This is a genomic window from Eikenella glucosivorans, from assembly GCF_016025525.2.
Lineage (GTDB): Bacteria > Pseudomonadota > Gammaproteobacteria > Burkholderiales > Neisseriaceae > Eikenella > Eikenella glucosivorans.
This window is the reverse complement of sequence record NZ_JACSGR010000004.1, coordinates 107,041-130,822: the sequence shown is the minus strand read 5'-3', so window position 1 is coordinate 130,822 and position 23,782 is coordinate 107,041. Positions and strand designations below refer to the sequence as shown.

Below are 23,782 nucleotides of genomic sequence, written 5' to 3'. Positions count from 1 at the left end.
ACAAGGGATAACTGTGAAACTACCCGCCCCCGCCCAATTCAATCGCGATATCATGCGCTGCAAGCAGGCATTGCAGGGTGGGCGAACTATTGCTGTCTATAAATCTTTGGTTGACATAACTGGTTCGATTAAAGCAGCGGTGTTCCTGTCGCAATTAATTTATTGGACACGACACGGTGTGTCAGTGGTAGAGCGGGACGGTTGGTTGTTCAAATCCATTGCTCAAATGGAGGAAGAAACCGGCCTGAACAAGCGCGAACAGGGTACCTGCAAACAGAAACTGCTGGAGCGTAACCTAATCGAAACGCGCCGCTTTGGCTTCGGTGCCCGGCTTGAAATGCGGGTAAATTTACCAGCCTTAGCCACCGCTCTCTGCCATGCTAACAGCAGCACTTCTGACTCAACCATTGATTTGGCTACTTTCCGGCAACCATCCGATCTATTCTTTCTGCGTTATTTCAAAGAACGTATCGCCTACCATCGAGATTTAGTCACCCTGACTGGCTGTATCCACTCGGCCATTATGCTTTCCTTTATTATGCAACAGAGCGTGGCTAAGGGGGTGGGTTCGGAGGAACGCTGGTTTGTCAGTTTTGATATCCATGCTTGGCAGCGCCATTTATTGTTGCCCTATAAAACCCAGCTGACCGCCCGCAATAAGCTGAAGAACATGCAATTCATTATCGAAAAACATTTCTTCGCTTCACGCCGCATCTTTACTCTCCTCAATGGTAGAGCCATCTGGTCAGCATTAGAACAGAGTATCTGTGATGAGCGGAACACTACACTCGCCCTAGACTCACCTGAAATCCAATCAGACCCCTATCCCTTTGATTATCGCAGAAAGAACAAAAGGGAAAATACAGGAGTGCATTTTCAGGAGAATACTGACAATGCAGAGCCTAATCCAGTAGTCACAAAACAAGAGAACAGAAACGACAAAAGGGATAATACAGCTGTAACAAAACAGGAAAACGAGAAACAACAAAAAGGGAAATTAGGAAACTACAAAGAAGAAAATACGGAAGGTACAAAAGGGAAAATTATTATAGATTGTGATTACTCCCAGTTCCCTATCGGGAACAACTACAACATAACCTCCGACCCAAACAGGCAAGCGGTAGAGTGTGTGGCAGATGTAGGAGGAGTGTCTGCTTCGCAAGATGAAAACCCCGCCACCATTTCAACACAAAACCGCTTCGACGGCCTAGTTTACCCACAGAATTTTGGTAGCAGCTTAAAAACACAAAGCCGCAAGCTGTTCGATAAACTGCTACCCACCGCTACCAACGAAACCCTGCAGGAGATATTGGATGAGATCGCTGGCCAAACCAAACCCGTAACCAGCCCCCTCGGCCTACTGACCGTGCTCTGTCGCAAAGCTGCTGCTGGCGAATTACTCTGCATCTTGGCTCCGTTAGTACGCGAGAAACGAGAAAAACAACAAGCTTGGGAGCAATTCAGGTTGGAGCAGGAACAATCACTGCAAAAGCAGGGTACTGCGACAGCAGGTAATACAGCAGGTAATGATGTAAAACGTACCACAAACACGGAAGATTTACGTCGTTCGGTATTGCGTACGGTTGGAATACGATCTACAGAAAATAGCAGTTAGTGCAGGTGATGGGCTTTAATAGCTCGCCGTAAGGATATTTTGTGCGACAAAAGCCTTTTAAGGGTAAGGGGGAACTGGGCCAACGATAATCCAAGCGAACTGGCATTTGTGACCACTGGTCACAAACTAGAATTGGTGGGATGACAACGCCAATAAAGAAGAGGATCTTTCCCAAAGTCCCTGAGGCAGAAATCATGCTTGTATTAAACCAGGCCGCCCGACAGTTGTGACCACTGGTCACAAACCATTAGCTTAGAGCACAACTCACTTTTCCAAAACTTAGTAACCGGATCCGAAAATATTAATCTTTATTTTGCGGTCACCAACCGCACAACAGATAGGAGTATTCAGCATGTCCCGCAACAAACAGAAGTTGGTTATCAAACCAAAATCCATTCAAGTGGCCCAAACTTTCGATGCTCCCTTCCCAACATCTGAGCAATCGGTATTCTCAAACGGCTACGACTGGTTGCGGGAGCGCTCTCGCTTGGCGGCTACTGCCAATGGAGATGGCGACGGAACCGATGCTGCCGATTTGGCAATATTGGCAGAACACGAATTGTTGCTGAAGCAGCACATCATGCGTTTACGTATTCATTCAGGGCGGGCACGTTCCCGCTCTCCCTCTTCGATTAATTTGGACGATTACGAGGTTTATTTATCTGAAGACCAGGCTTTCGATGACATGGGTAAGCTGAGCGGCAGCGGTGACACTTTCGAATTGCAGACCAAACATGCAGTGCGAATGTGGGAGGGGCAGAATGACCGAAAAAGCCACCGCTGGCCTGGTATTCGATATGGTATGGCACTGTCTGGCGAACTAGTACGTGCGGCCAAACAGGATAATCCGTTCGCTCACGCTGAACTGCTGACTTTCGAGCAAGATTTGGCAGCAGTGGCAACTTACCTAGAAGAAGAAACCGGGAAGATGAGGCAGCAGATTGCTGATTACGCGGCCACCGGCATCCATATTGCTGTCATGGCTAATCGTGATCCACTGTTGATCAAGATAGATTCCATGCGTGGATATGGTTTCAGGTTACTGCAACTTTTGATGTCCTACGATATGTTGGTGCGTTTAGCTCTCACGATGGGCAGCAAAGGTTTGACCAGTAACACTGAAAGCAATCGGATTATTTACGAAGGTGGCCGTAGGATACGTTCCTTGTTACAAGGGCTGTATACTGCCGCCATGAAAATGCGGCAAATCCAGGGGGTAACGAGACAAACCCTACTGGATGATCCGAAAATGTCAGCCAAACTGTCTGCTGCCGTGGCTGCTAGAGCATTACCGCCATTACCAGAAGCAGTGCTGTTGTATCGTGTATCACCGGCCTATGCGTTTATTGAGCAAGTCATAACCGATGAGATAGCGTTGGCTGCATTGAAAACCGCTGCATTCGAATCAGGATTGACTGAAGCAGCTGCCGATGTTCCGGCTGCTGATAAATGATAACTTCGAGGCAGTTATGGGCGATTTGTTTTCTGATAGCAAGGATGTAGTGTGTGGCCAATTAAAGGTTAGGGCACCAACGGCTGTAGCAATGGAAATTGCTTCCATCGAAGGGAGAATATACAGACTGGTAAGTGAAGCCAAGCAGTTTGTGCAGTCGGCTCGGCAAATGGGTCTGGTGCGTCGTGTAGCCTACCGTGCCACACCGGTAAACCATGCCTCTCTGCCAGCATACCCCAGTAAAGACTTTCATGTCCCAAGTATTTGTTGGGCGGAATATATCGGCAAACAACGTAAGGACATTACAGATTGGGCCACGATTGCAGCACAGCTAGATGCCGCCAATGCCTCATATGACGAAAGGCTGCTGCATATGCGTGTGCACCTAGCCATGAGGCAGTACCATGATGAAGTAAAACGGATGCTGGAGCAGTTGAAATCAGATTACGCTTTTTTAAATGAGTTGGAGTTTATGTCGGCGTCACAAAATATTCCGGTGTCGGTGGTGGTTGGTACAAAGTGAAAGGAACATAAAGATACACAGGACATTGAGATGCAGATAGAAAGAATTGAATTAGGAAAAGATGGATAAAATATTTATTCTAAGTACGTTTTTTGGCAATTATGGGTTTGTGCAGTATAACAGCATTAACAGAGGTTAAGACTTATCATAATTTGGAGTACATCATGGAAGAAAAAGAAAATCTGAATGGATTATTATCTAAAACCTATGAACTAAGAGATGGTTTGAAGAAAGATTATAGATTTGCATTATTAATGGAGATTATATCGATATTGTCACTTATTTTAGGAATTATTAAGTTAAATAGTGATGAATGGGTATTGCCATTTGTTTTAGTGCTTCTTGGATTTAGTTTATTTTTTGGGTATATGGTTGTGAAAGGTTTCAGGTTATTAAGAAAAACAATGGCTGTTATCAGTGCATTAGAATATAAGATAAAATCAGAAGAAAAATGATGAGGATATAAACATAGGCTAACAAACCTTCCGATCCGTGGTTGGTTGCTGTTCAGTATGGTTGCTATCAGTTTTAAAAAATGATAGCATTTCAGCATTCCGTATTCCCGCAAAGGAGTCTGTCATGGCCGCCATTACCATCCGCAACCTGTCTGATGAAACTCACCGTGCCCTGAAAGCTCGGGCGGCTTTGTCCGGGCGCAGCACCGAGGCGGAAATCCGTCTGATTCTGGAGCAGGCTGCCCGTCCCGAGCGGCGGGTTAAATTGGGCTCGCTGCTGACCGGTTTGGGCCGGCAGGCCGGCGGGGTGGATTTGGAAACCGTCCGTGATCCTTCCGTCGCACAACCGGTGTCATTCGAATGATTTTAGTCGATACCAACGTCATTTCCGAGACCCTTCGGCAGCAGCCCGATCCTGCCGTTGTGCGCTGGATGGATGCCCAGTCGATCGAAACGCTTTATCTGTCGGCCGTGACGGTGGCCGAACTGCGCTACGGCATTGCCGTACTGCCGGAAGGCAGGAAGCGGCAAGTGCTGCATAACGGGCTGGAGCAGTCAGTACTACCCCTGTTCGAGGGGCGTATCCTGCCTTTTGATGGCGCAGCAGCGATATCGTATGCCGAATTGATGGCTGCTGCCCGCCGTCGGGGACGGGGGGTATCGGCAGCCGACGGTTATATTGCCGCTACCGCCCATGCCGCCGGTTTGATGGTGGCAACCCGGGATACCTCGCCGTTTGAAGCAGCCGGTTTGGCGGTAATTAACCCTTGGCTGTTTGATGCTGGGTAAATACCCCACTTGACAGACCTGTCATGCCAGACTACACTCCCCTTACCCCCATCTGCAACAAAACGGGTTGATTGCCAATCTGTTATTCACAATTCGGCCGTTTCCCACGTGGAGACAGGCCGTATGTCTATTTCTATCATTGTCCGAGGTAATCTCGGACAGTCTTTCGAACTCAAAGAAATCAATCGCAGCGACGGCGAAACCAGTACCGTCCTGAACTTTTCTATTGCTTCCAACCGGTTCAAACGGCAAAAAGTTGACGGTCAGGACCGCTATGTAGCGGCCGGACCGACTGAGTGGCTGGAGTGCGAGTATTGGAATCGTCGTGCCACACATCTGCACAACTTATTGGCTAAAGGTATGCCAGTGGTGGTGGAAGGCGAAGAGTTGTCCGAAACCTACGAAAAAGACGGACAAACAATCAAGACTCGCAAAATCCGAGTGGAAAACATATACCTCAATCTCAATTCCGAACGCATCGCATCCATTACCCTGAATCCGTCACGTACATCGGATCAGGCTGCAGCTGCGGACGATAATAACAACCCCCTCTGACCCATTCTGCGGCAGCTTGCAGAATGCGGCTGCCGCTTAGCGAGATGCACACAGCGGTATGAATATTTTCCAATCAAATGAACAGCGCGATGTTGGCTGGCAATATGTATCTTTAACCGCCGGCAATGACGAAGACGGCATTTTCTATTGTGAAGCGGATAATGCCATCGGTTCAGCTTGCATGTTTCCCCCTTTAGCTGGCTGGGATGATAAAACCCCGGATGCAGCATCGGTGCTGCTGAATGAGCCTTATCCCGGCGGTACCATCATGCAGTTCATTCATTTCGGTTCACCTTATATCCGTCCAGTTACCGAAGCTTATACTCAGGCACGTTTCGGCATATTCGGTGATGCAGCGGTACAAACCGCCCAATACGGAGTACGCGAGCGAGCTGCCTTTATCGAGCGCGGTAGCCGCCATCGGCTGGTACCAACCACGGAAACGCGTATTTTGGGAAGTTACTGCCTGTGGACTTTCAAAATTCCACTTAAAACGCAGAATCCGTTTTCAGGTAGTCCGAAAGAAACGGATGCCTTCCGCAAGGAGTGTGATGAGTTTTTGAAGTTGCGCAACCGCGTGCTATCGCAGCTGGCTGTGATGGGTATCGAGGTAAACGTATTATCTACCCCGGCACTGATGGGTGTGTTGCGCCGCTATTTCTCGGTGTATGAAGATTGGGATACCGGTGTGGAAGAGGAAACACCTTTGAACGAACAGTTGTTCCCAGTCGGTTCTCGCATGAACTGGGACAACCGCCGTCACGACTTACTTCATTGCTCTGGTTTTTCTTATTCGCATGAACGGCAATATATCGGTCTGCTGGCTATCGATCGCTATCCAGGCTCGGAGAAGCCTTTCCACTTTTCACGCATGATTGAACTGTTAGGCAATCCGCCAGGGAAAGGACCACAGATTGGTATGCCCTATGCGTTGTGCACTACCATCCATTTTCCGGAACAGCAGACCAAAGCAGCCAAAGTGCGTGCCATGCAGGGTCAAGTGGAGAAATCCGCCAACCAGCTGATGCTGAAATGGTCGCCGAAACTAAAGAAAAAACGCGAAGGCTATCAGCAGCTGGCTCAGTTGATGGTCGAGGGAGGCAACCTGGTGGAAGTCAGCACCAGTCTTTGCTTATTCAATGCGTCAGCCAACGCCATTCGCGGTGCTCAATCCACCTTATCCTCCTATTACAAACGGCTTGGTTTCGTGATGCGGCCGGAGCGCTATATGCCGGAAGTATCTTTCTTCAACCAGCTGCCGCTGAACGCTTCTCCTGAATCCATTAAGAATACCCACCGTTTTAAAACCATGGGCGGCAGCCATGCGGCTCACTTGTTGCCGGTTACCGACGAATGGCAGGGTTTCGGCAACGAGATGCTGCTGACCACCCGCATCGGCCGCCCGTTCCGCTATGCCCTGTTTGACCCGCGCAACCTCAACTACAACTGGGTTTGGACCGGCGGCTCCGGCACCGGTAAAACCTTTGCCGTGCAGCGCCTAATCCAAGACCAGCTGTCAATGGGCACTAAAATTTGGACGCTGGATACCGGTTCATCCTATTTAGCGGCCGCTCAGGCAGCCGGTGCACAAATCATCGACTTCGATTTCCATTCGGAAGTCAGCCTGAACCCGTTTACCAAAATTTCCGACATAGATCGCGAAATCGAACTGATCCTGCCGATTATCGGCAAGATGGCCAAACCGCTGGAAGGTTTGGACGACACCCAGCGCGCGCTGGCCGAGGAAGCGGTCAAGTCGGTGTATGCCAACAAAGGCAACCAGGCCGAGATTACCGACGTGATCCAGTTTTTGAACAACCAGACCGGCCGCATGGCCGACCAGCAGCACCAGTTGGCGATGCTGCTGTCGCCCTTCGGCTCGACCGGCTCGATGGGGCGCTGGTTCCGGGGCGAAAACAATTTCCGCACCGAGGCCGACTGGACCGTCATCGAACTGTCCGGCCTGACCACCAACAAGCACCTGTGCGACGTGGTGCTGATGATGCTGTCCACCACCATCGCCCAGGAAATGTTTACCAGCCGCGACGGCCGCCGCCGCATGCTGGTGGTGGAGGAAGGCGGCGACCGGGTGACCGACGAGCCGTTTGCCAAATTCATCGCCCAGCTGAACTCGAAAGTGCGCAAGGAAGACGGCTCGGTCGGCGTGGTGGTGCAGACCTTCGCCCAGATTTACAGCACGCCGCACGGCTCGGCCATCATGGCCTCGGCGCACACCAAATTCCATATGCAGCAGACGCCGGAGGCGATTGCCGAAGCGGTAACGAAAAAATGGATCCAGGTGGATGCCTACACCGAACAGTTGATGCGCGAAGTACAGACGGCCAAAGGTCAGTACAGCGAAATTTTGGTACGCAGCGGCAGCAGTGCCGGCATCGCCCGCCTGATCGAAACCCCGTTCAACCGCGTGCTGTTCAATACCGAAGGTGATCTGTTTAAAGAGTTGCAACGACGCGTGCGCGGTGGTGAACAAATCACTCATTTGGTCGAAGCCGAAGCCAATAGGCTGTACGGCGACGGCACTTCCTAAAGGTCATAAAAGGACGAATCATGACAGAACAACATCCCCAGGCCGACAGCCCGGTCGCTTCCACACACGCCCCTGCCATCAAAACAGAGGAGGCTTCTCCGTCGCGCCAAACCGGCGGCAATGGCAATACCCTACTGACTGTGTTGGTGGTGCTCGCAGTACTACTGGGCGGCTACAGCTTTTACCGCACCATTTTCCCCAGTCACGCTGCCGGCGGCATCGCCGTAGTCGACTCAGACCGCCTGGCTGCCGCCTACCTGCAGGAGGCATTGGCCAATATCCAATCTGACAGCCCGGAACAGGCACAGCAGAAACTAGCGGCACAGCTGGCCGGCATCCAAACCAAATTAGATGAATTGGCCGCTGACGGTCGGATTGTGGTTCGTAAATCGGCAGTGTTAACCTATCCACCGGAAGCCGACATGACTGAACAGGTGGCGGCTGAGTTAGGTATCAAACTGTCGCCCATACCTGCATCTGCCACCACACCTGCACCCGCACCGACACTTTCTTCTCCTGCCATTACCCCTGTCGGGCATGATGCTCTACCCGCAGCAGCTTCTGAAGGACGGCTGGGTAGCCAATTGGATTAAGGTGGCAGCGTATGCCGAAACAGGCTTTACCGCCACTCAAAATTCGTTTACTGGTTTCTGCTATTGGCATAGCAGTTTTTACTGCTGCTTGGGCGGCACGCCCATTATTGCAGCAACGTGGTGCTTTGTTATTTGAAGCCAAAGTGCAGGGCTGTCTACCTTGGCAACTGTACTGGTATGACAAACAACAGGAAAGACGACCTCTGCAGCGTGGTGACATCATCCTGTTTCCGGCACGCGGTATGGTACCGGTGATCGCCGACGGCCAGCCGATCGGCAAGATGGTGGCCGGACTGCCCGGCGACGAAGTGCGCATTGCCGGCGGCAATGTCTACATCAACGGTCGGCTGATTGCCGATGTACGCTACGGTGCGGCCAAACTGGGCAAACCGCCGACCTTTTGGGACAAGACTTACAGATTGGATCGAGATGAAGTTTTCGTATTCGGCTCCGAACAGCATTCTTGGGACTCGCGCTATTGGGGGCCTTATCCGCTCTCTATGGTGCGCGGCCGTCTGGTGCCTGTATTCTAGCCATGCCGCAGCTGGAGAAGGCAGTCTGCAAAATCTGTTAGAGGTGCAGCACCGGCGTGCGGCACAGTTTTCAGGCAGCCTGAACGGTCTGCCACTGCGCCCCAATGAGATGCTGATGCCGTCTGGACAGAACCCTGCCATGCGGCAGCTGGCTGAGGTAAAGACTGTGGTATTCGTTTCCCGCGCTATGCCGGAAACGGATTTGTTGAAGCTGCTGACGCAAGGGGCAGGTCGTAAAGATACGGTTTTTCTATACCGGGGCTGGGGTAGCGGCGGGGCAGACAAAGCTTTCGATTATGCCGAACACCTAGTGCGCAAACTGCCTGAAGCGGCCCGGCGCAATCCGCCCAATATCATGGTCATGCCACAGGCATTCCGACAATACCGCATCGGATACGTTCCTGCCATGCTGCACTTGGATGGTGGCAAATGGTATCTGGTGCAGGGTGTACCTGATTTAGCTACTGCCATACGGGCGGTAAAAAGAAAAGAATTCAACCGTCGGCTCGGTCGGCAATGGCGCGTGACTGAGCCGGATCAAGCCGAAGTGATGCGCTCGGCTGCCGCCCGCTTTAATTGGCGATCGCACGCCCGCCAAACCTCGCAGGCACTCAACCGGCAAATGGCAGGCACAATGGATTTACCAACAGCTACCACCATCAGTAACCGTCTGTTTACCCCCTATGTGGCCGCCGACCATGAGATCCGCCATCCTTCTACTGGGGCGGTAGTCTACCCGAAAGGCACACGGTTCAACGTACTGGCGCTAGACCCGGCCGGTCACCGCTCCATATTGGTTATAGATGGCCGTGATGCTCGTCAAGTACGTTATGCACAACGGATTATGCGCGAGCGGCCGCAAACCATCCTGTTTTATACCCGCCTGGGTGGCCTGGCCGATGCCGGCCTGCCAGCTTCGCCGTTGACTCCCCCTCTAGCCGGTCGACTTAACCTTCGTACTGTGCCGACCTATATGCAGCAACAAGGAACCGCTTGGCGGATGGTTTCTGTTCCGCCGTTTGATTAATTGAGGCCACATCATGCAGATCAGATACTTTGTTATAAGCCTGGCTGCCGTACTGTTGGGATTTTCAGGTAGCCTGAACGCCACCGGAACAACCGGATCAAGTGGAGGCACCCCCCAAAACAGTGGCAGTACCCAAAGCGACGATTCAGATAGCGGCAGCTGTTCGAATGCCGGTTATAACGCTTTGATGAATTTCAACTATGATTCAGGTTTCCCTTTGCGGATTATGGGCAATACCACCGTGGCTGGCAGCGATGTGCCACATCCCCCCGGCGCAACCAACCAGTCTACCTGCAAATGCGGGCAGGAACCTTATGCGGTGTACGGCTACACACGCGGTATGTGGCTGCCAACCCGTTTTGTTGAGGTGGTACGCCGCGCCGACTGCTCGCCGGTGTACGGCGCATCAGTCAAACCTATGCTGAGCCAAATGGCACGATTATCCGGCACGCTGAAACCGGTTACGTTACAAACGGCCGGCGAAGGATCGGCAGGCCGTTACGACACCTCATTCCGCCATTTCCACAGTTGGGAGTTCCCATTTAACCCCTATAACTGGAGTCCGCGCTGCTTCCATAAAGGCGGCAATTTGGAAACCTCAATCACACAACCCACTTGGTCGGCTAAAGATCCGGTATTTATGAACCTGCTGTATCCGGAATGGATGGCTATCGGCAACGTGGTCAACAACCCGCTGTTCGACATACCGGCACATACTGCTTCTTGCGTAGCCAATACCACCGGTATCGGCTGGGGGCCGGCCGATGATGCTGCCTACTGGCTGGGTGGTTGTATGGGCAACAATTTGCCGGCAGCCGGCTCGATGTCAGCTGAGAAAAACAGCATCATTGGCACGTCCACCATCCTCAATCGCTCAATCCTGTTGTCCAACCGCACTGGAGGTTTCGCCTCGGTATCCACCGTAGGGGATAAAGCATTGTGCACCCCGGTGCCCGTGCCGTTTCCATCCAAATCCGAATTCAAAGCTACCATGCTGTTCCCTTACCCTGAAGCACAGTCAGCCAACAGCAGTGCCGCAGGCAGTGGCATTGACAACGGTACGCTGTTTGGCCAGCTGAGCGGAGAAGTGGCCAATTTCTTCAATCTGAATAGTAAAGGTGCGCACCGACTCGGTGCCAGTGATTTTTCCTGGGCCATTGGGCGTAGCGATCAGGCTTTAAACAATAACGACTCCGATGCGGTTTACCTGCTGTGGCGCTGGGTGGACTGCTGTGAGTTCAATTAGGAGCAAACAGATGTCCACTAAGTACAGGATGGCAGTTACGGCGGCGATATTGTGCTGCCTGCCCTCCCTATCGTTCGGTACGCCGGCAACCAACCCCAACCAAGTATTCGGCAACAAGGGTTTGGCTGGACAGGCCAATACCAATACTGCCCCCCGTACCCAAGCGGCCCGGCCGGAAAGCCGGCAGCGGATGTGGCAGCGTGATCAGGAGTTCGCCCTTAGCATGTACCGTCGGGTCATCGGCGGCGACAGTGCGGCTGCAACCGATCTGAAAAATGCTGCTAACCAAGGTAACCGCTGGGCAGCATTGCAGTACGGCTACCTAGCACACACCGGCAAACTGCCTGGACTGGGTGGCCGTCCTGACTATGCCACTGCCGCTCGTGCCTACAATCTGGCCTCCAAGCGTATGGATGGCGGACGGCTGGCAGATATTAACGGTAATTATGCAGCCGCCTATAACATGGGGTTGATGTACTACTACGGTCAGGGCGTACCTGCCAACGGTGCGGAAGCATTGCGCTGGTTTCGAGCAGCTGAAAGTGCCTATAAAACTGGTGGTCAACACAAGGCTTTTTGGCCAGCTACTGTCTATATTGCGCAGATCTTGGAGCGGGGCTACGGCGTAGCAAAAAATGAACGTGAGGCATTGGAGTATTGGGAACGTTCAGCACGAGCCAACGAAGCTGAGGGGCTGTACGGCTACGGCATGGCTATCTTGAATGGTCGTGGCGGCGTTCAAAACCCCTACCGCGCTTATCCGTTGCTGGTACAGGCCGCCGACCGCTGGCATGTTGGTGCCATGTTGGCGCTGGCCGACTACCAGGGCAGGGGCGATCGGCTGCGTGAGGCTAACCCGGTGGATGCCGCCAAATGGCTGATGATTGCTGCCGTAGCCGACCGCCGGCATAACCGTCGAGCAGAACGGGCATTGGCAGCACTGCCGTCGCCAAAGCAGCAACAGGTACGTTCACAAGTGCGCAGCTGGCTTGGTACGCACGGTACTGTTCCTAAGGTTTTTGATTGGAGACAGCCGATTAATGACACCATTCCGCAACGTTAAATAGGGAAGGCAATGCGATACCGACTTAAAAATATCCTGATTGCTGTTACGGTGGCCACCTTGGTGACTGTGCCGAGCGTTTATGCTGACAATGCTTATCGGCGCGCCGCGCCACGCGGCTGGCTGTGGTATGAAGAAACACCGGCGCAGCCTAAACCGGTACCTCGACGGCCTCCTGCTCCGCAGCCAGCCGCTCCGGTCAGAGCCGCACAGCCGGAATCTACTGGTCCTGAGCTATTTTCGGCCGCTTGGGTGCGACAGCAACTACCAATTTTGCTGGATCGCGCCATGACCAACCCGACCGAAGAAAATGTGCGTGCCTATAAATATATGGAGCGAGTGGCATTGGATATGTCCACCAACTACGCCAATATGAGCGAACAGGTGGTACGCACCGATCCGATGTTGGACGAGTCGGTAAGGTTTCCGATTTCATCAATGGCCAGAGCGCAGGCCTTGTCGCAGATCAGCCGTGCCCGTGAGGGCATTATCCGCGATCTGAGAAGTAAAGCCGGCCTATGGCTGTTCTTCGATTCACAATGCCACTTTTGCCACAGCCAGTTTGCGGTTACCCGGATGTTGTCGCAGAAATACGGCCTACCGGTGCGCTATATCAGTACCGACGGCGGTGTGATCCAAGGTATGCCTGCCACACAGCTGTTATATGACCGTGGTGCGTCTCGCGCCCGTTCTTTGGGTATCAAACTGACCCCAGCCGTAGTCTTGGTTGCTCCTCCGGACAAAATGGCGATTGTGGCACACGGCGCGATGTCTCAAGCCGAGTTAGAAGAAAAAATCGTATTGGCGGCCATCGATATGCAGATTGCCAATCCCGAGTTGAGTAACATCGCCAAACTGCAAGACAGGGGTATCCTGACACCGGGTGACATGGCTGATGTACGGCGGCGGATACGTAACCCGAACAACACCGATGAACTGGTTAAGATGTTGAATGAAATGATACAGCGCAGAATGTAACGGGAGGAAATCATGAAAAATTATTTGGGTACTAGAAAATACGTCATACCGACCATGCTGGCCTTATCACTATGGCTTGGTACAAGTGTTACAGCACAAGCTGACGTTTCTGGTGGCATGGATGCTATGTGGAACCAAACAGCTCCCTCCGTGGGTGCAGTCAACGATAATTACGGCGGCACTTTGGGGGGGCTATCGGTCCGCACACCGGTACGCAGTTTCAATGTAATGGCCTTTGATCCGCCGCGCGTCGGAGCGGGTTGCGGCGGCATTGATGCCTATTTCGGCAGTTTTTCCATGATCTCGGAAAAAAACATGCAAAACTTAGTTCGTGCCATTGTGGCTAACGGTACAGGTTATGCCATCAAGATTGCCCTAGATAACCTCTGCCCACCTTGTCAGAACATCATGTCCGGCCTGCAAGATTGGACCACCAAAATCAACAGCCAAGCCAAAAATACCTGCCAACTCGGTACCATGGGAATCGACTACCTACGTGGTAACCGTAACCCATCTGCCTTCGGTGACGACAGCAAGGGGCAGGCCGAAGCCGCAATGGCTGCTTCTTCCGGGAAAGCGAAAGACTATGCTGCCGCGAACGATAGCCGCACCTACGATGGTCGCAATGCCAATCGGCCGACGGATGCGGCAGATCAGTCTACCGAATATGGCAACAATATGATGAATACCTTGGTTTCCGCCGGTGTATTCAAATCTTCCGGTGATGGTGCGATTGATACCCGTCCGTATGGTGGCGATCAGGCTTTTCTGCAAATGGCTATGAGCCTGTATGGTACGCAAATTATCTTAACCGGCGATAAGGCGACTTCCTCCTCAACTGGTGGTCAATTCGTCCAAGGATCCTCTGAGCGCGTAGACAAAGACCTGGCTCCAATTTGGTCGTTTAAAGACTTAGTCAATGGCGCACCAACCGGTGCAGCACTTAGCGAATACCAATGTAAGGATTTCGATATCCATAAAGCAGACAGCTGCCAAGAAGTAGTAACTAACGACTCAAAATATCCTGGGACCCACCGCTACATTCTCAATCTTCTGATTGGCAAACAGACCGCCTTCGGTGATGGCAATAAATTAGGCGATTCGATACCGTCCCAAATTCAAGAAGGTTCAATCATGGCTTATTTTATCGATAATAACCAACAGCTGACTGAACAACAAATCGCCTTCCTTAGACGGCTGCCTAAAGAGACTCTTGATGTGCTCAGTCAAGCAGCACGCAGTGGTACGCAGACAGCTATCCAAGCAGCCGATGCCGCCGCACACCTGTACGGCGAGCAGATGGCAGCAGAGATGGTGATGGCAATGAATAAAACCGTCTCTATTGCCTATTCAGCCAATATTACCTCCAGCGGAAAACGCATCGTCGGCTTGTCACCCAATCAACAGAAACAGCTGGCAGAGCTAACGGCCCAAGCTGAACGTTATGCCGACAGCAGTACCCGTGCCGCCGCACACCGGAATTTCGTAACTATGGTACGAGGGGCGGTCTTGCTGGCCGGCAATAGCTCTGGATTATCTCAATAACAAACACACCAAATATGCCAATAAAGGGAAACATCATGTCTAGCTGCCCCCACCTCATCCGCTCCATCCTGAATGTAGCCATCTCGCTACTCAAACTATCTAAAGGGACAATAAGCGGACTTCTCTGCAAGAACCGGTTTACCGGGTGGTTGCGGTATGGCCGTAATCGACTCGGGAAAGTCATGATGTTGATAACAATGCTGTTGATCCAGATACCAGCGGTGGCTGATGCATTACCGGCATCTATTGATGCGGGGGCGGATCAGGACATCACAACTTTATGGGTAGTAGGCGACATTGATGTACTGGCTAAGGGACTGAATGCAGTTGCCATGTTCTTCAACGGTGCAGGTACAGGATCGCCCCTAATCAGCCTGCTGCAACTGGGTGCAATGCTGGCACTAACTTCGATGTTGGTACAGTTTATTACCAAACGAACCATGCAGCCGTTCAATACCTTTCTGATGATTATCATCGTATCAGCATTGTTCATTCCCAAAACCTCGGTATGGGTTGCTTCCTATTACGATGCGAAAGGCGGAGCCACGGGGGGAGCGGTCGGATTCCGCAAAGTGGACAACGTACCAATTGGGGTAGCCTATCCATTGGGGCTGTTTTCCTACGTTTCCAAGCGGCTGACCGAACAATACGACACTGGAATGCAGGTTATGCCAGATAGCACCATGACTGGAGGTACTACCGCACCGGAGGGGGGCATACTGACTCACGGCGCAGAGGGTTATTTCAGCCCCCTGAAAACTGTATTGAGGCTTCGGAATCAATTTTCAGGCCCGGAAAATGCCTTGTTATTACACAATCTGTCTGAGGCATCCAAAGTGTGCAACTGGGGGAGCCGCTGGAGCGAGGCTGATAAAGGAGGTATTTTCAATGTATTAACACGCGGGAATCAATCCGGGATGGTTAGGATAGTTTTGCCTGGGGCTAAACCTGGGGAGCCAATGGTGGAAGGATTGGTCGGTTGCTCTGATGCAGGGAAAATTATTTCTCTGATGATGGTTCAGAACGTTGTTAATCTGCCCGGGAAAAACTACTCACCTACTGCCGTCAGTGTCACTAGCAACCGTAACTTATCTGCCATCAAAGGCAGCAGTATCAACAATAATCAACATTACGAACGTACGCAGGCCGAGTTGGATCAGCTGCCGGTAGCCATGGCGGCAGCAGCTTGTCGCGATGCTGAAGGACGCTCTGTCAGCAGTAATGCCAATTGCGTTACTGACCGCAGTGGTGCGGCGATGGGGATTAGCGACCCGGCTACTATTCTCAACACCGTACGTAGCCAGATTCAACAAGGTCAGGTACAGCCTGCCGCCTTGGCTCAGGTATTTACTGCTGGCAACTCGGTCAGTGCGGCCGAAATCGAAGCTAATATGATTTTTTCAAATATTGTGCACAGCTGTATCGGCGGCAATGATGGCGAGTGTGCACGACAAGCGTTTATGCTGTCCGAAGCACGCAATCGTGCCGCTATTGATGCGGCTGGCGAAGCTTCTGCATTCCAGACTTTCATGGGGCACAGCATGAATATACTGATGTTTATTTATATCGTGATGGCTCCGATCATGATTTTCATCATCTTGGTTATGGGTTGGAACGGTATCCGTGTTATGGGGAGCTACCTGATGTTCGCAGCTTGGATCAATTCCTGGCTGCCGCTGAATAGTGCCATTGCCTACTATATGCTCCAGAACTATAACAACCGAATGCACGATTTGATTTTGGCTATTGCCGCATCTGATGAACCGACCAGGATATATTCGCCTACTGTGATCAATGGTATTTTTAACAGCACGCAAGATATGTTGGCTTCAGCCTCCACGATGATGTCATCCGTACCACTGGTTATGCTGTCATTCATGGGCGCGTCTATCTATGGTTTGGTACAACTGGCGCAGCGTGCCAACATGGTTGGTAAGGACTTTATTGATGAGGATAAAGCTGCACCGAAGTTGGATCAGTCGGAAGTTATCGGTACTGCTCGAATGATTGCCAATAGTTCAGCCGGTGGAGTGTTGACTACTGATAATTTCAACCAAAACCTTGTTCATAATGCAGATGCCTCTAATCCTGGATCTATTAACTTACAGACTAGCCAAGACTCTATCGAAAGTGCTCGCCATGCGATCTCGTCTAAGATACAGATGATGGAAGGCGCAACAGAAAGCCGTACATTAGCGGAAATTGACAGTGATGGCGTAGTGAAAACCACCGGCATTGTGTATGCAAAAACTGAGAGTGGTGAAGATATTGCACGTATTGCCCGTCAGGGTGATCATGCTGTTCAGTCGGGAGAGTCGTTTGTAGTGGGTGCCTCAGGCGGGAAAATCATTACTGCCGGTGTTGGTGGTGAGGTTAAAGATACAGTTACCTATACCGACAGCAATGGTCAAAGCCATGATATGAAAGTTGGTACTAGATTAGATGATACTGAGGGTATTCAGACTGCATTCGGTAAGCTTGACTCTCATCAGATTAGTCACTCTGTTCAACAAGGCTTGTCTGATGCTAGGGAAGAAATGCGCAGTATCGAACATGCAACTAGTAGCACCACTAGTCATGGGTTCAGTAGTAGTATCAATCGCACTGCATTTGACTCGTTGCTTGAGCCCACTAGTGCAGCTGTTACACAAAATCGCTTGTCCGCAGGTGCGACCGAAGCAGCTAAATATGATAGGGCTGCTGGGGCTGCATTGCAAAATGCTATTGGTAATAATAGCGAATACTTCAACACATTAACCCGTCTGTACACTGGATCAAGCAACGAACAAGCAGCTGCTCTTGCTGCCATCCACGGTATGACATCTGCTAATCCATCAGCTCATGCCCAAGCCTACCATAATCTATCCGCAGGGGCATTGGCTGTACATACAAATGCAAATACGTTGCACAGTAGTAACCAAGAGGCCATTGATGCTCAAATATCTGCTGACCGAGCAGAAGGTATTGGCAAATTTGCTGCACCGCTGGGCAATAAGGAAGCACTGGAAGAAGCCAACCCTCATGGCCGTACCGAATCGGCATTTGCAACACGCCATAATAGTGATGGCAAGGAGCAAAATAATCTGTCATTGGAGGATAGACAGAAAATTTTGGCCTATAACCGTGCCAAAATGGCAGAGATGACTGAATTTAACAATAATGTTGCGAAGGAGCTCAGTGAACGAGGTCCTGTACGGAAGTTCTTGGATTACTCCCAGACAGGCGCATGGAGTGCATGGCATAGCGCAGGAGAACAGCTGGAACAAGGAGATTACGTTGGTGCCACGTTTGGCTATGCAGTCAGCGCATTAGATGCAGCATCATTAGGTGGTGGTAGGGTTTTGCGGGATATGTTCGGTAGCACCCAGGATAGTAAAGACGGGATGCCGGCAGCTACCCTTGATCCTGAGTTGAATGAAAAAATCAACCAAGTGGCTGCCAATAGAAGAATGATGGAAGGATTCAGTATGTCCGATGCAACGAAGACAATTGATGGTAAACCAATTGAGGAGGTTATCGGACATAAGCTAACGCCTCAAGCAGACTCTTCGCAGGCAACAACATCAAGATCACATGAGCCTACCGGGACAGAACATTCCCCCGCTAATCAGCATGCTTCAGCGCACGGTAGATTGCATAAGAACACTTCCGCATTAGACAATAGAGTGGAACCAGAAAAACATAACAGCCAATCCAATGCCACTTATGCCAAACTTGATGCCGCATTCCAAAACCGGCATGACCACGGATTTACCTTTAGAGAATATGCAAATGGCCATATGACAAAAGAGTGGCAGGGGCATAAGAGATTTGGTGATGGGGATTGTGCATTGAATGTACGCATGATACTGGATGATAGTGGTATGAACCCATTCGGCAAGGGCACAGGATTGGGGGATGGGAAAAATGTTGCAGCTAGATTGCTTTCTACCAGTCAATATGAACGTGTTCCTTTTGATCGGAATATGCAATTCCAACATGGCGATGTAATTTCCCTTGTTAACCCAAGGAACCCTAATGCTCCTGGTCACGTAGCCATTTATAATGCACATACTGGAAAATGGGTTTCTGATTTCGAACAGGAGCGTAAATGGGGAGCGCCAGGGAAAACATATGAGGATGCCATAGCGTCAGGCAGAATTACGCCTGTAGTAGCTCGATTTAAAGGTTTATCTAATACGACTGTACCGTTAGATCACCCAGCTAATCCAAGTTCACAACACTCATATGCAACCAATATCAGGGGATTTACACCTGAAAAAGCTGCAATAATTGAACGAGTGGCTAGGAATATAGGGGCAAACCCTAATGATTTGGCTGCTGTTATTTCTTTTGAAACAGTAGGAACATTCAGTCCGAGCATAAAGAACCCTCATTCATCTGCAACAGGCCTGATCCAGTTTATGGAATATACAGATGGAAGAAAAGATGGGCTATATTTTGGCATGACACGGGATCAGTTCGGCGCCCTATCATTTGAGAGACAGATGGGCTTTGTTGAAAACTATTTCAAAGATCGTGGATTTAGAGCAAATAAACCAACTAATATTGCCGATCTTTATACTGCCGTATCTGGATATGGGTATAGGAAAGGATCAGCAGCATACGAATTGAATTCTGTATGGGATACCAATAGAAATAACGTGATTGAAAAAGGCGAGATGGTTGAAGCGCCTGAATTCAAACAGCATCGCAGAAAATATTTCCTTTAAAGGAGGATCGATGAGCAAAAAAGTTTACTTTTTACTATTACTCACTCCGCTTAGTGCTTTCGCTGGTCCAAGCGTTGGCCCTAATGAACAACTGCGGCAATTAGAAAATGCTTACAATCAAACAAAAATACAGATGAACCGTATATACCAGCAAATGCGACAGAGTATGCCGGTTGCTGAGGTTCAAGGATTTGATGCTGTTCAGAGAAAGTGGATTGATTATAGAGATGCTAATTGCCGATATTATGGAAGAAATGTTACTGGGCAAATAGAATGCCTTACAAATATGAATGCACGTAGAGCTAAGGAAATGCAGGAAATTTTAAATAATTACAGATAAAATAAACCCGAATATCGAGAAAGATATTCGGGTTTAACTAAATAATCTATTCAACCCAAAACTTTGGGGTTGTTTTGCAGTGAATGCGGGAAATTATTCTATTTTTATTTCTATTTCTATTTCTGATAATAATATATCCTTTACTACGGTTCTCACGAAAGCTATCATAATCGAAGTGGATCTGGTATTTTAATCCGCCTTGCGTGAATAGATAGTCCATTTTGACATTGCCATCCTCTACATAATCATACGAACCCCTGCGCAGCTTAATCATAGATTCCCCTTGCCCAATATCTGCTTGCCAAGAATATCTTGAATAATTATTAGGGATAGGATGTACGAGTAAGTATCTTCCATCCTCCAGAGTGCAGGCAACGTGGTCGATGACCAAGTCTCCACGCTCAGATTGTTTTGTGCCATCCGAAATACTTTTGGCTACTACACACAACGGAACAACACATAATGCAATCACAATAGTGCTAGATAAATACTTAAATTTTCGCTTTAACATTTGGCACCCATTTTTTGAATCTATTAATATTATTAAATTTAGTTAGTTAAGCAATATTAAAAATATGATGATATCAACGCCAATGCAAGCGCTGATAATAGTGCATATCGCAACCATTTATTATTGCCTAGGGTATCTATAATCTCTTCCAGTCCTATTCTTTGTGGTTGGCCACCAAAGGACTTTATTATTCCCCGACGAGGTAGGTTGGAGTAGCTAGAGTTGGCAATATCGACGTTTCTAAATGGGTTGGCATTTGTATGGTACCAAATATTATGAGACTCGTGAGAAAAACTCTGACTGGTATGCCGATTCATATCTAACGAACTATGATTAAAAGATGAAGAATTATTCTGATCAAACATTTAAAAATCCTTTTTTGTTCACAAAGCCAAGCTACATTTGGCTCGCTCTACTATTACTTTTTATTAGCTATCCTGCCTTATCGGATGGAGTTTCAAATTGCCTGAAAGGTTTTTCAAACGCGCCAGACTGCCGACGTATGATTGCGAATTATTGGCAGCACGCTCCAGCCATTGAACGCATTGCCAGACAGGAAGGTGTAGAACCGGAGTTATTAAAAGCCCTGATCGCTTACGAAAGCAGGTATAACCATCAGGCGGTATCTCCTGCCCAAGCTAGTGGGCTAACCCAAGTCATGCCGACAACTGCTTTAGGGATGCACGTTCATCCATCGAGCCTGTTTATTCCGGAAGTCTCTATCCGCACCGGAGCGCGTTACCTGCGTCAAATGTATAATCAATTTGGTCGGTTAGACCTAGCTCTTGCTGCCTACAACGCCGGTCCTCGTAGGGTAAGTCGGGCAGGAAATCGCGTACCTAGGATTGCTGAGACACAGCACTATGTCCGTAATGTTACCGCGTTGTACGTGGAGTTCAAACGAAAGGCTGCTTCTTCAGCTGCAAATCATGTAATCCCCCATGCCTCAGCTAATCTCCATGTTGCACAGGTTGGAAAACCACGGTACAGCCAAACCAAGTCTGAGACAGGTAGCAGCGTATATCAGTCACATACCAGCAATATCTACTGAAACTACTTAGACTGCATATTGGTAAATATCTGCCACTTTCTTTAATTATTACAAGGAAGCCAATATGTTAAAGTCTGAAATATCTGCCCAACTGCATCAGCATCTTGAATCGTTCCTAGACTATTGCCAGACTAGGTGTATGGCAGATGGGACAATTGAAGGGTATCGAAATAACCTGAGGCAGTTTGCTGCATTATTAGAAGCATGGCCGGACAGCAAAACTTTCTCTAATTTTCCGGAAATCTGTACTGAGTCTGCTTTGTTGAAAACGGTCGTCATTAAACAAAGCAACAACCCTGACTTAAGTGCACACACCATCCGACGTTATATCTGCGCTTGGCGCAGTTGGATCCGATACCTGGTCAAGACCGATGTTTTGAATATTTCTTATGATCGGTTCAAGTTTGACTTACCGAAACTACCGGAAACGCTGCCTAAAGCAGTAGACATGCCAATACTGGACAAGATTCTCGACACCCCTCCTATACGTCGACAGTCTCAATGGATGTACTTGCGTAATATCTGTATGTTCGAATTAATGGCTTATTCCGGATTGCGGGTTTCTGAGGTAACTTCTCTAACTTTATCCGATCTTTATTTCAGCCAAAAACAAGTTAAAGTGACTGGTAAGGGTAATAAAACAAGACTGGTACCAATTACGGACTGTGTTATTCAACGAATCAAAGAGTATCTGCAATCGCGCAGTAATTCTCTGGTCAAGGTCAAAGTAAACTATTTATTTACAAATCGTTATGGCAATAAGATTACGAATAGTACCGTCCGACTGCATTTGCATAACTTGGCAAACGAGTTATTAGTAGATAAGCTTCGGCTAACTCCGCATATGCTCAGGCATTCTTGTGCCACTCATTTTATCCGGCAGACACATGATTTGCGTTTTGTGCAAATCCTGCTTGGCCATAGTAGTGTGGCCACCACGCAAATGTATACTCATTTGGATAATGATTTCGTTAAGGCAACGTTTTATCAACATTTAAACAGATAATCACTGCATTATTGTTTATCCGCACTTAAGGAGGCGCGCCCATGAAACTGAAGTACACGGCATCTATCTTTTTTTTGGCACTACTGACAGCCTGTTCTACCAATCCAGACGGCAGCATCAACTGGTCGGATAACCCGCTCAATGCGGTTGCCACTCGAGTTGATAAAGGTGTACAGAACCTCAACCGCCAAACAGATCGTGTTTTCCCCAATGCCGGCCCACATTGCAATACCTGTGATCCACACGGCGTAACCCATCAACAGATGTTAGAGTGGGGTTACATTCGACGTAACCCTGATTATCCGAGGTACTCCAGCCAGCGTTATGTCTTTACTTCAAAAAACTGTGATCGGACACGCCAGGCGTTATGTTTCCGTCCGAGCAAGGATGTTGCAGAGCGACCATAATCAACTCTACGTTCAAACAAGGCAGGCAGAGACCTTATTCTGTCTGCCTTTAATTTAGATTTGTGACAGGCTACCTGAAAATACCAGGCTGGTTTTCATCAAGCGTACCCATTCTTTTCTTGTGTTGCCGGCTGACCCGGTTTACTGTGGATACGCTGCAGCCAAGTGTCTGCGCAGTTTGAGTAATACTGAATCCCTGTAGGCGCAGTTTAATGATTTTCTCATGTAGCGACTTGTCAGGTTGTCGTCCCCGATAACCACCGCGCCGTTTGGCTAAGGCTATTCCCTCTTTCTGCCGCCGTTTGCGCACAGCCCAGTCCTGGTGCGACATATTTAATGCAATACGTAGGAACATCTTTTGCAGAGCGGCCAATAAGGGTTGTAACAAATAGCCAGGTAGTGAGCCATCTTGTTCAAAGAAAACACCCAGTTCTTCAAAATCGAAAATTTCCGGAACTTGGATTTTTGCCCCCTTGGCAGTGATCTCATCAATCAGCCGTTCTGCCTCTGCAGGTGGCAATCTGGTAATGCGGTCGATACTTTCAGCGATTACCCAGTCACCGGTTTGCAGATCGTTAATCAAGCGGCGCAATTCTGAGCGATCAGGATTAACGCCAGATGCTTTTTCTGAGTAAATACCGGCAATATAAAATCCTTGTACCTTTGCTCGCTCAATCAACTGATGCTGACGTTCTAAATTTTGCTCGTCAGTTGAAACCCGGAAATAGATCCGGGCCGTCTTGCTAATACCTGTATTTTTTAAGTCCATAATTTATGCTACTACTTTTTAAGTACGGATGCAATACAAAAAGAACTGTTTTTTTCAATATTC

At 49.4% G+C, this 23,782-nt stretch carries 22 protein-coding genes; 20 read left to right on the top strand and 2 right to left on the bottom strand.

Annotated features, from left to right (window positions below):
- Positions 1-13 precede the first annotated feature (13 nt).
- The 17 genes from H9Q10_RS06185 (at position 14) to H9Q10_RS06105 (ending at position 19,975) form a co-directional block, all read left to right on the top strand.
- Entirely contained in the window at positions 14-1,615 is a 1,602-nt protein-coding gene (locus H9Q10_RS06185; protein ID WP_197903097.1) for a hypothetical protein, read from the top strand.
- Between the two features lie 352 nt (positions 1,616-1,967).
- Positions 1,968-3,068 carry an AcaB family transcriptional regulator gene (locus tag H9Q10_RS06180; RefSeq protein WP_197903096.1) on the top strand — a complete coding sequence of 367 codons (1,101 nt, stop codon included), beginning with the start codon at positions 1,968-1,970 and terminating at the stop codon, positions 3,066-3,068.
- On the top strand, positions 3,046-3,591 hold the full coding sequence (locus H9Q10_RS06175) for a hypothetical protein (RefSeq protein WP_197903095.1): 546 nt from the start codon (positions 3,046-3,048) through the stop codon (positions 3,589-3,591). The genes H9Q10_RS06180 and H9Q10_RS06175 overlap by 23 nt, the downstream gene beginning before the upstream one ends.
- Positions 3,592-3,755: 164 nt before the next feature.
- Positions 3,756-4,046 (top strand): hypothetical protein, encoded by a 291-nt coding sequence (locus H9Q10_RS06170; RefSeq protein ID WP_197903094.1) that lies wholly within the window; start codon positions 3,756-3,758, stop codon positions 4,044-4,046.
- Between the two features lie 124 nt (positions 4,047-4,170).
- The gene (locus H9Q10_RS06165) at positions 4,171-4,410 is read left to right on the top strand and encodes a FitA-like ribbon-helix-helix domain-containing protein (protein ID WP_049258600.1); all 240 of its coding nucleotides are present in this window, start codon (positions 4,171-4,173) and stop codon (positions 4,408-4,410) included.
- Complete coding sequence (locus H9Q10_RS06160) at positions 4,407-4,835, top strand: type II toxin-antitoxin system VapC family toxin (RefSeq protein ID WP_049258601.1); 429 nt, start codon at positions 4,407-4,409, stop codon at positions 4,833-4,835. The genes H9Q10_RS06165 and H9Q10_RS06160 overlap by 4 nt, the downstream gene beginning before the upstream one ends.
- 123 nt (positions 4,836-4,958) lie before the next feature.
- Positions 4,959-5,390: a single-stranded DNA-binding protein gene (locus H9Q10_RS06155; RefSeq protein ID WP_197903093.1), complete on the top strand. Its 432-nt coding sequence runs from the start codon at positions 4,959-4,961 to the stop codon at positions 5,388-5,390.
- Between the two features lie 58 nt (positions 5,391-5,448).
- On the top strand, positions 5,449-7,938 hold the full coding sequence (locus H9Q10_RS06150) for a TraC family protein (RefSeq protein WP_197903092.1): 2,490 nt from the start codon (positions 5,449-5,451) through the stop codon (positions 7,936-7,938).
- 20 nt (positions 7,939-7,958) lie between these two features.
- Entirely contained in the window at positions 7,959-8,531 is a 573-nt protein-coding gene (locus H9Q10_RS06145; RefSeq protein ID WP_049258604.1) for a TrbI F-type domain-containing protein, read from the top strand.
- 11 nt (positions 8,532-8,542) lie between these two features.
- A complete protein-coding gene (locus H9Q10_RS06140; RefSeq protein ID WP_197903091.1) occupies positions 8,543-9,064 on the top strand; it encodes a S26 family signal peptidase in 522 nt (173 codons plus the stop codon).
- A 115-nt stretch (positions 9,065-9,179) separates the two neighbouring features.
- Positions 9,180-10,091, top strand: coding sequence for a TrbC family F-type conjugative pilus assembly protein (locus H9Q10_RS06135; RefSeq protein WP_197903090.1), 912 nt, complete (start codon positions 9,180-9,182; stop codon positions 10,089-10,091).
- A gap of 13 nt (positions 10,092-10,104) precedes the next feature.
- Positions 10,105-11,337, top strand: coding sequence for a TraU family protein (locus tag H9Q10_RS06130; RefSeq protein ID WP_080984511.1), 1,233 nt, complete (start codon positions 10,105-10,107; stop codon positions 11,335-11,337).
- A gap of 10 nt (positions 11,338-11,347) precedes the next feature.
- Positions 11,348-12,400, top strand: coding sequence for a tetratricopeptide repeat protein (locus H9Q10_RS06125; protein ID WP_197903089.1), 1,053 nt, complete (start codon positions 11,348-11,350; stop codon positions 12,398-12,400).
- Positions 12,401-12,412: 12 nt separating this feature from the next.
- Complete coding sequence (traF, locus tag H9Q10_RS06120) at positions 12,413-13,378, top strand: conjugal transfer protein TraF (protein WP_197903088.1); 966 nt, start codon at positions 12,413-12,415, stop codon at positions 13,376-13,378.
- 12 nt (positions 13,379-13,390) lie between these two features.
- Entirely contained in the window at positions 13,391-14,923 is a 1,533-nt protein-coding gene (locus H9Q10_RS06115) for a conjugal transfer protein TraH (protein WP_197903087.1), read from the top strand.
- Positions 14,924-15,105: 182 nt separating this feature from the next.
- Positions 15,106-19,635 (top strand): conjugal transfer protein TraG N-terminal domain-containing protein, encoded by a 4,530-nt coding sequence (locus H9Q10_RS06110; RefSeq protein ID WP_205229550.1) that lies wholly within the window; start codon positions 15,106-15,108, stop codon positions 19,633-19,635.
- 10 nt (positions 19,636-19,645) lie between these two features.
- Entirely contained in the window at positions 19,646-19,975 is a 330-nt protein-coding gene (locus H9Q10_RS06105) for a lysozyme inhibitor LprI family protein (protein WP_197903085.1), read from the top strand.
- Between the two features lie 46 nt (positions 19,976-20,021).
- Here H9Q10_RS06105 and H9Q10_RS06100 read toward each other — a convergent pair whose 3' ends face one another.
- Positions 20,022-20,486, bottom strand: coding sequence for a hypothetical protein (locus H9Q10_RS06100; protein ID WP_197903084.1), 465 nt, complete (start codon positions 20,484-20,486; stop codon positions 20,022-20,024).
- Between the two features lie 340 nt (positions 20,487-20,826).
- Between H9Q10_RS06100 and H9Q10_RS06095 the strand changes: the two genes are divergently transcribed.
- The 3 genes from H9Q10_RS06095 (at position 20,827) to H9Q10_RS06085 (ending at position 22,950) form a co-directional block, all read left to right on the top strand.
- Positions 20,827-21,537 carry a lytic transglycosylase domain-containing protein gene (locus tag H9Q10_RS06095; protein WP_197903083.1) on the top strand — a complete coding sequence of 237 codons (711 nt, stop codon included), beginning with the start codon at positions 20,827-20,829 and terminating at the stop codon, positions 21,535-21,537.
- 64 nt (positions 21,538-21,601) lie between these two features.
- Positions 21,602-22,543, top strand: coding sequence for a tyrosine-type recombinase/integrase (locus H9Q10_RS06090; protein ID WP_197903082.1), 942 nt, complete (start codon positions 21,602-21,604; stop codon positions 22,541-22,543).
- Between the two features lie 41 nt (positions 22,544-22,584).
- Positions 22,585-22,950, top strand: coding sequence for a hypothetical protein (locus H9Q10_RS06085; protein WP_152907633.1), 366 nt, complete (start codon positions 22,585-22,587; stop codon positions 22,948-22,950).
- Between the two features lie 70 nt (positions 22,951-23,020).
- Here the strand turns inward: H9Q10_RS06085 and H9Q10_RS06080 are convergent, their stop codons facing one another.
- The gene (locus H9Q10_RS06080; protein ID WP_197903081.1) at positions 23,021-23,719 is read right to left on the bottom strand and encodes a recombinase family protein; all 699 of its coding nucleotides are present in this window, start codon (positions 23,717-23,719) and stop codon (positions 23,021-23,023) included.
- Positions 23,720-23,782: the final 63 nt, after the last annotated feature.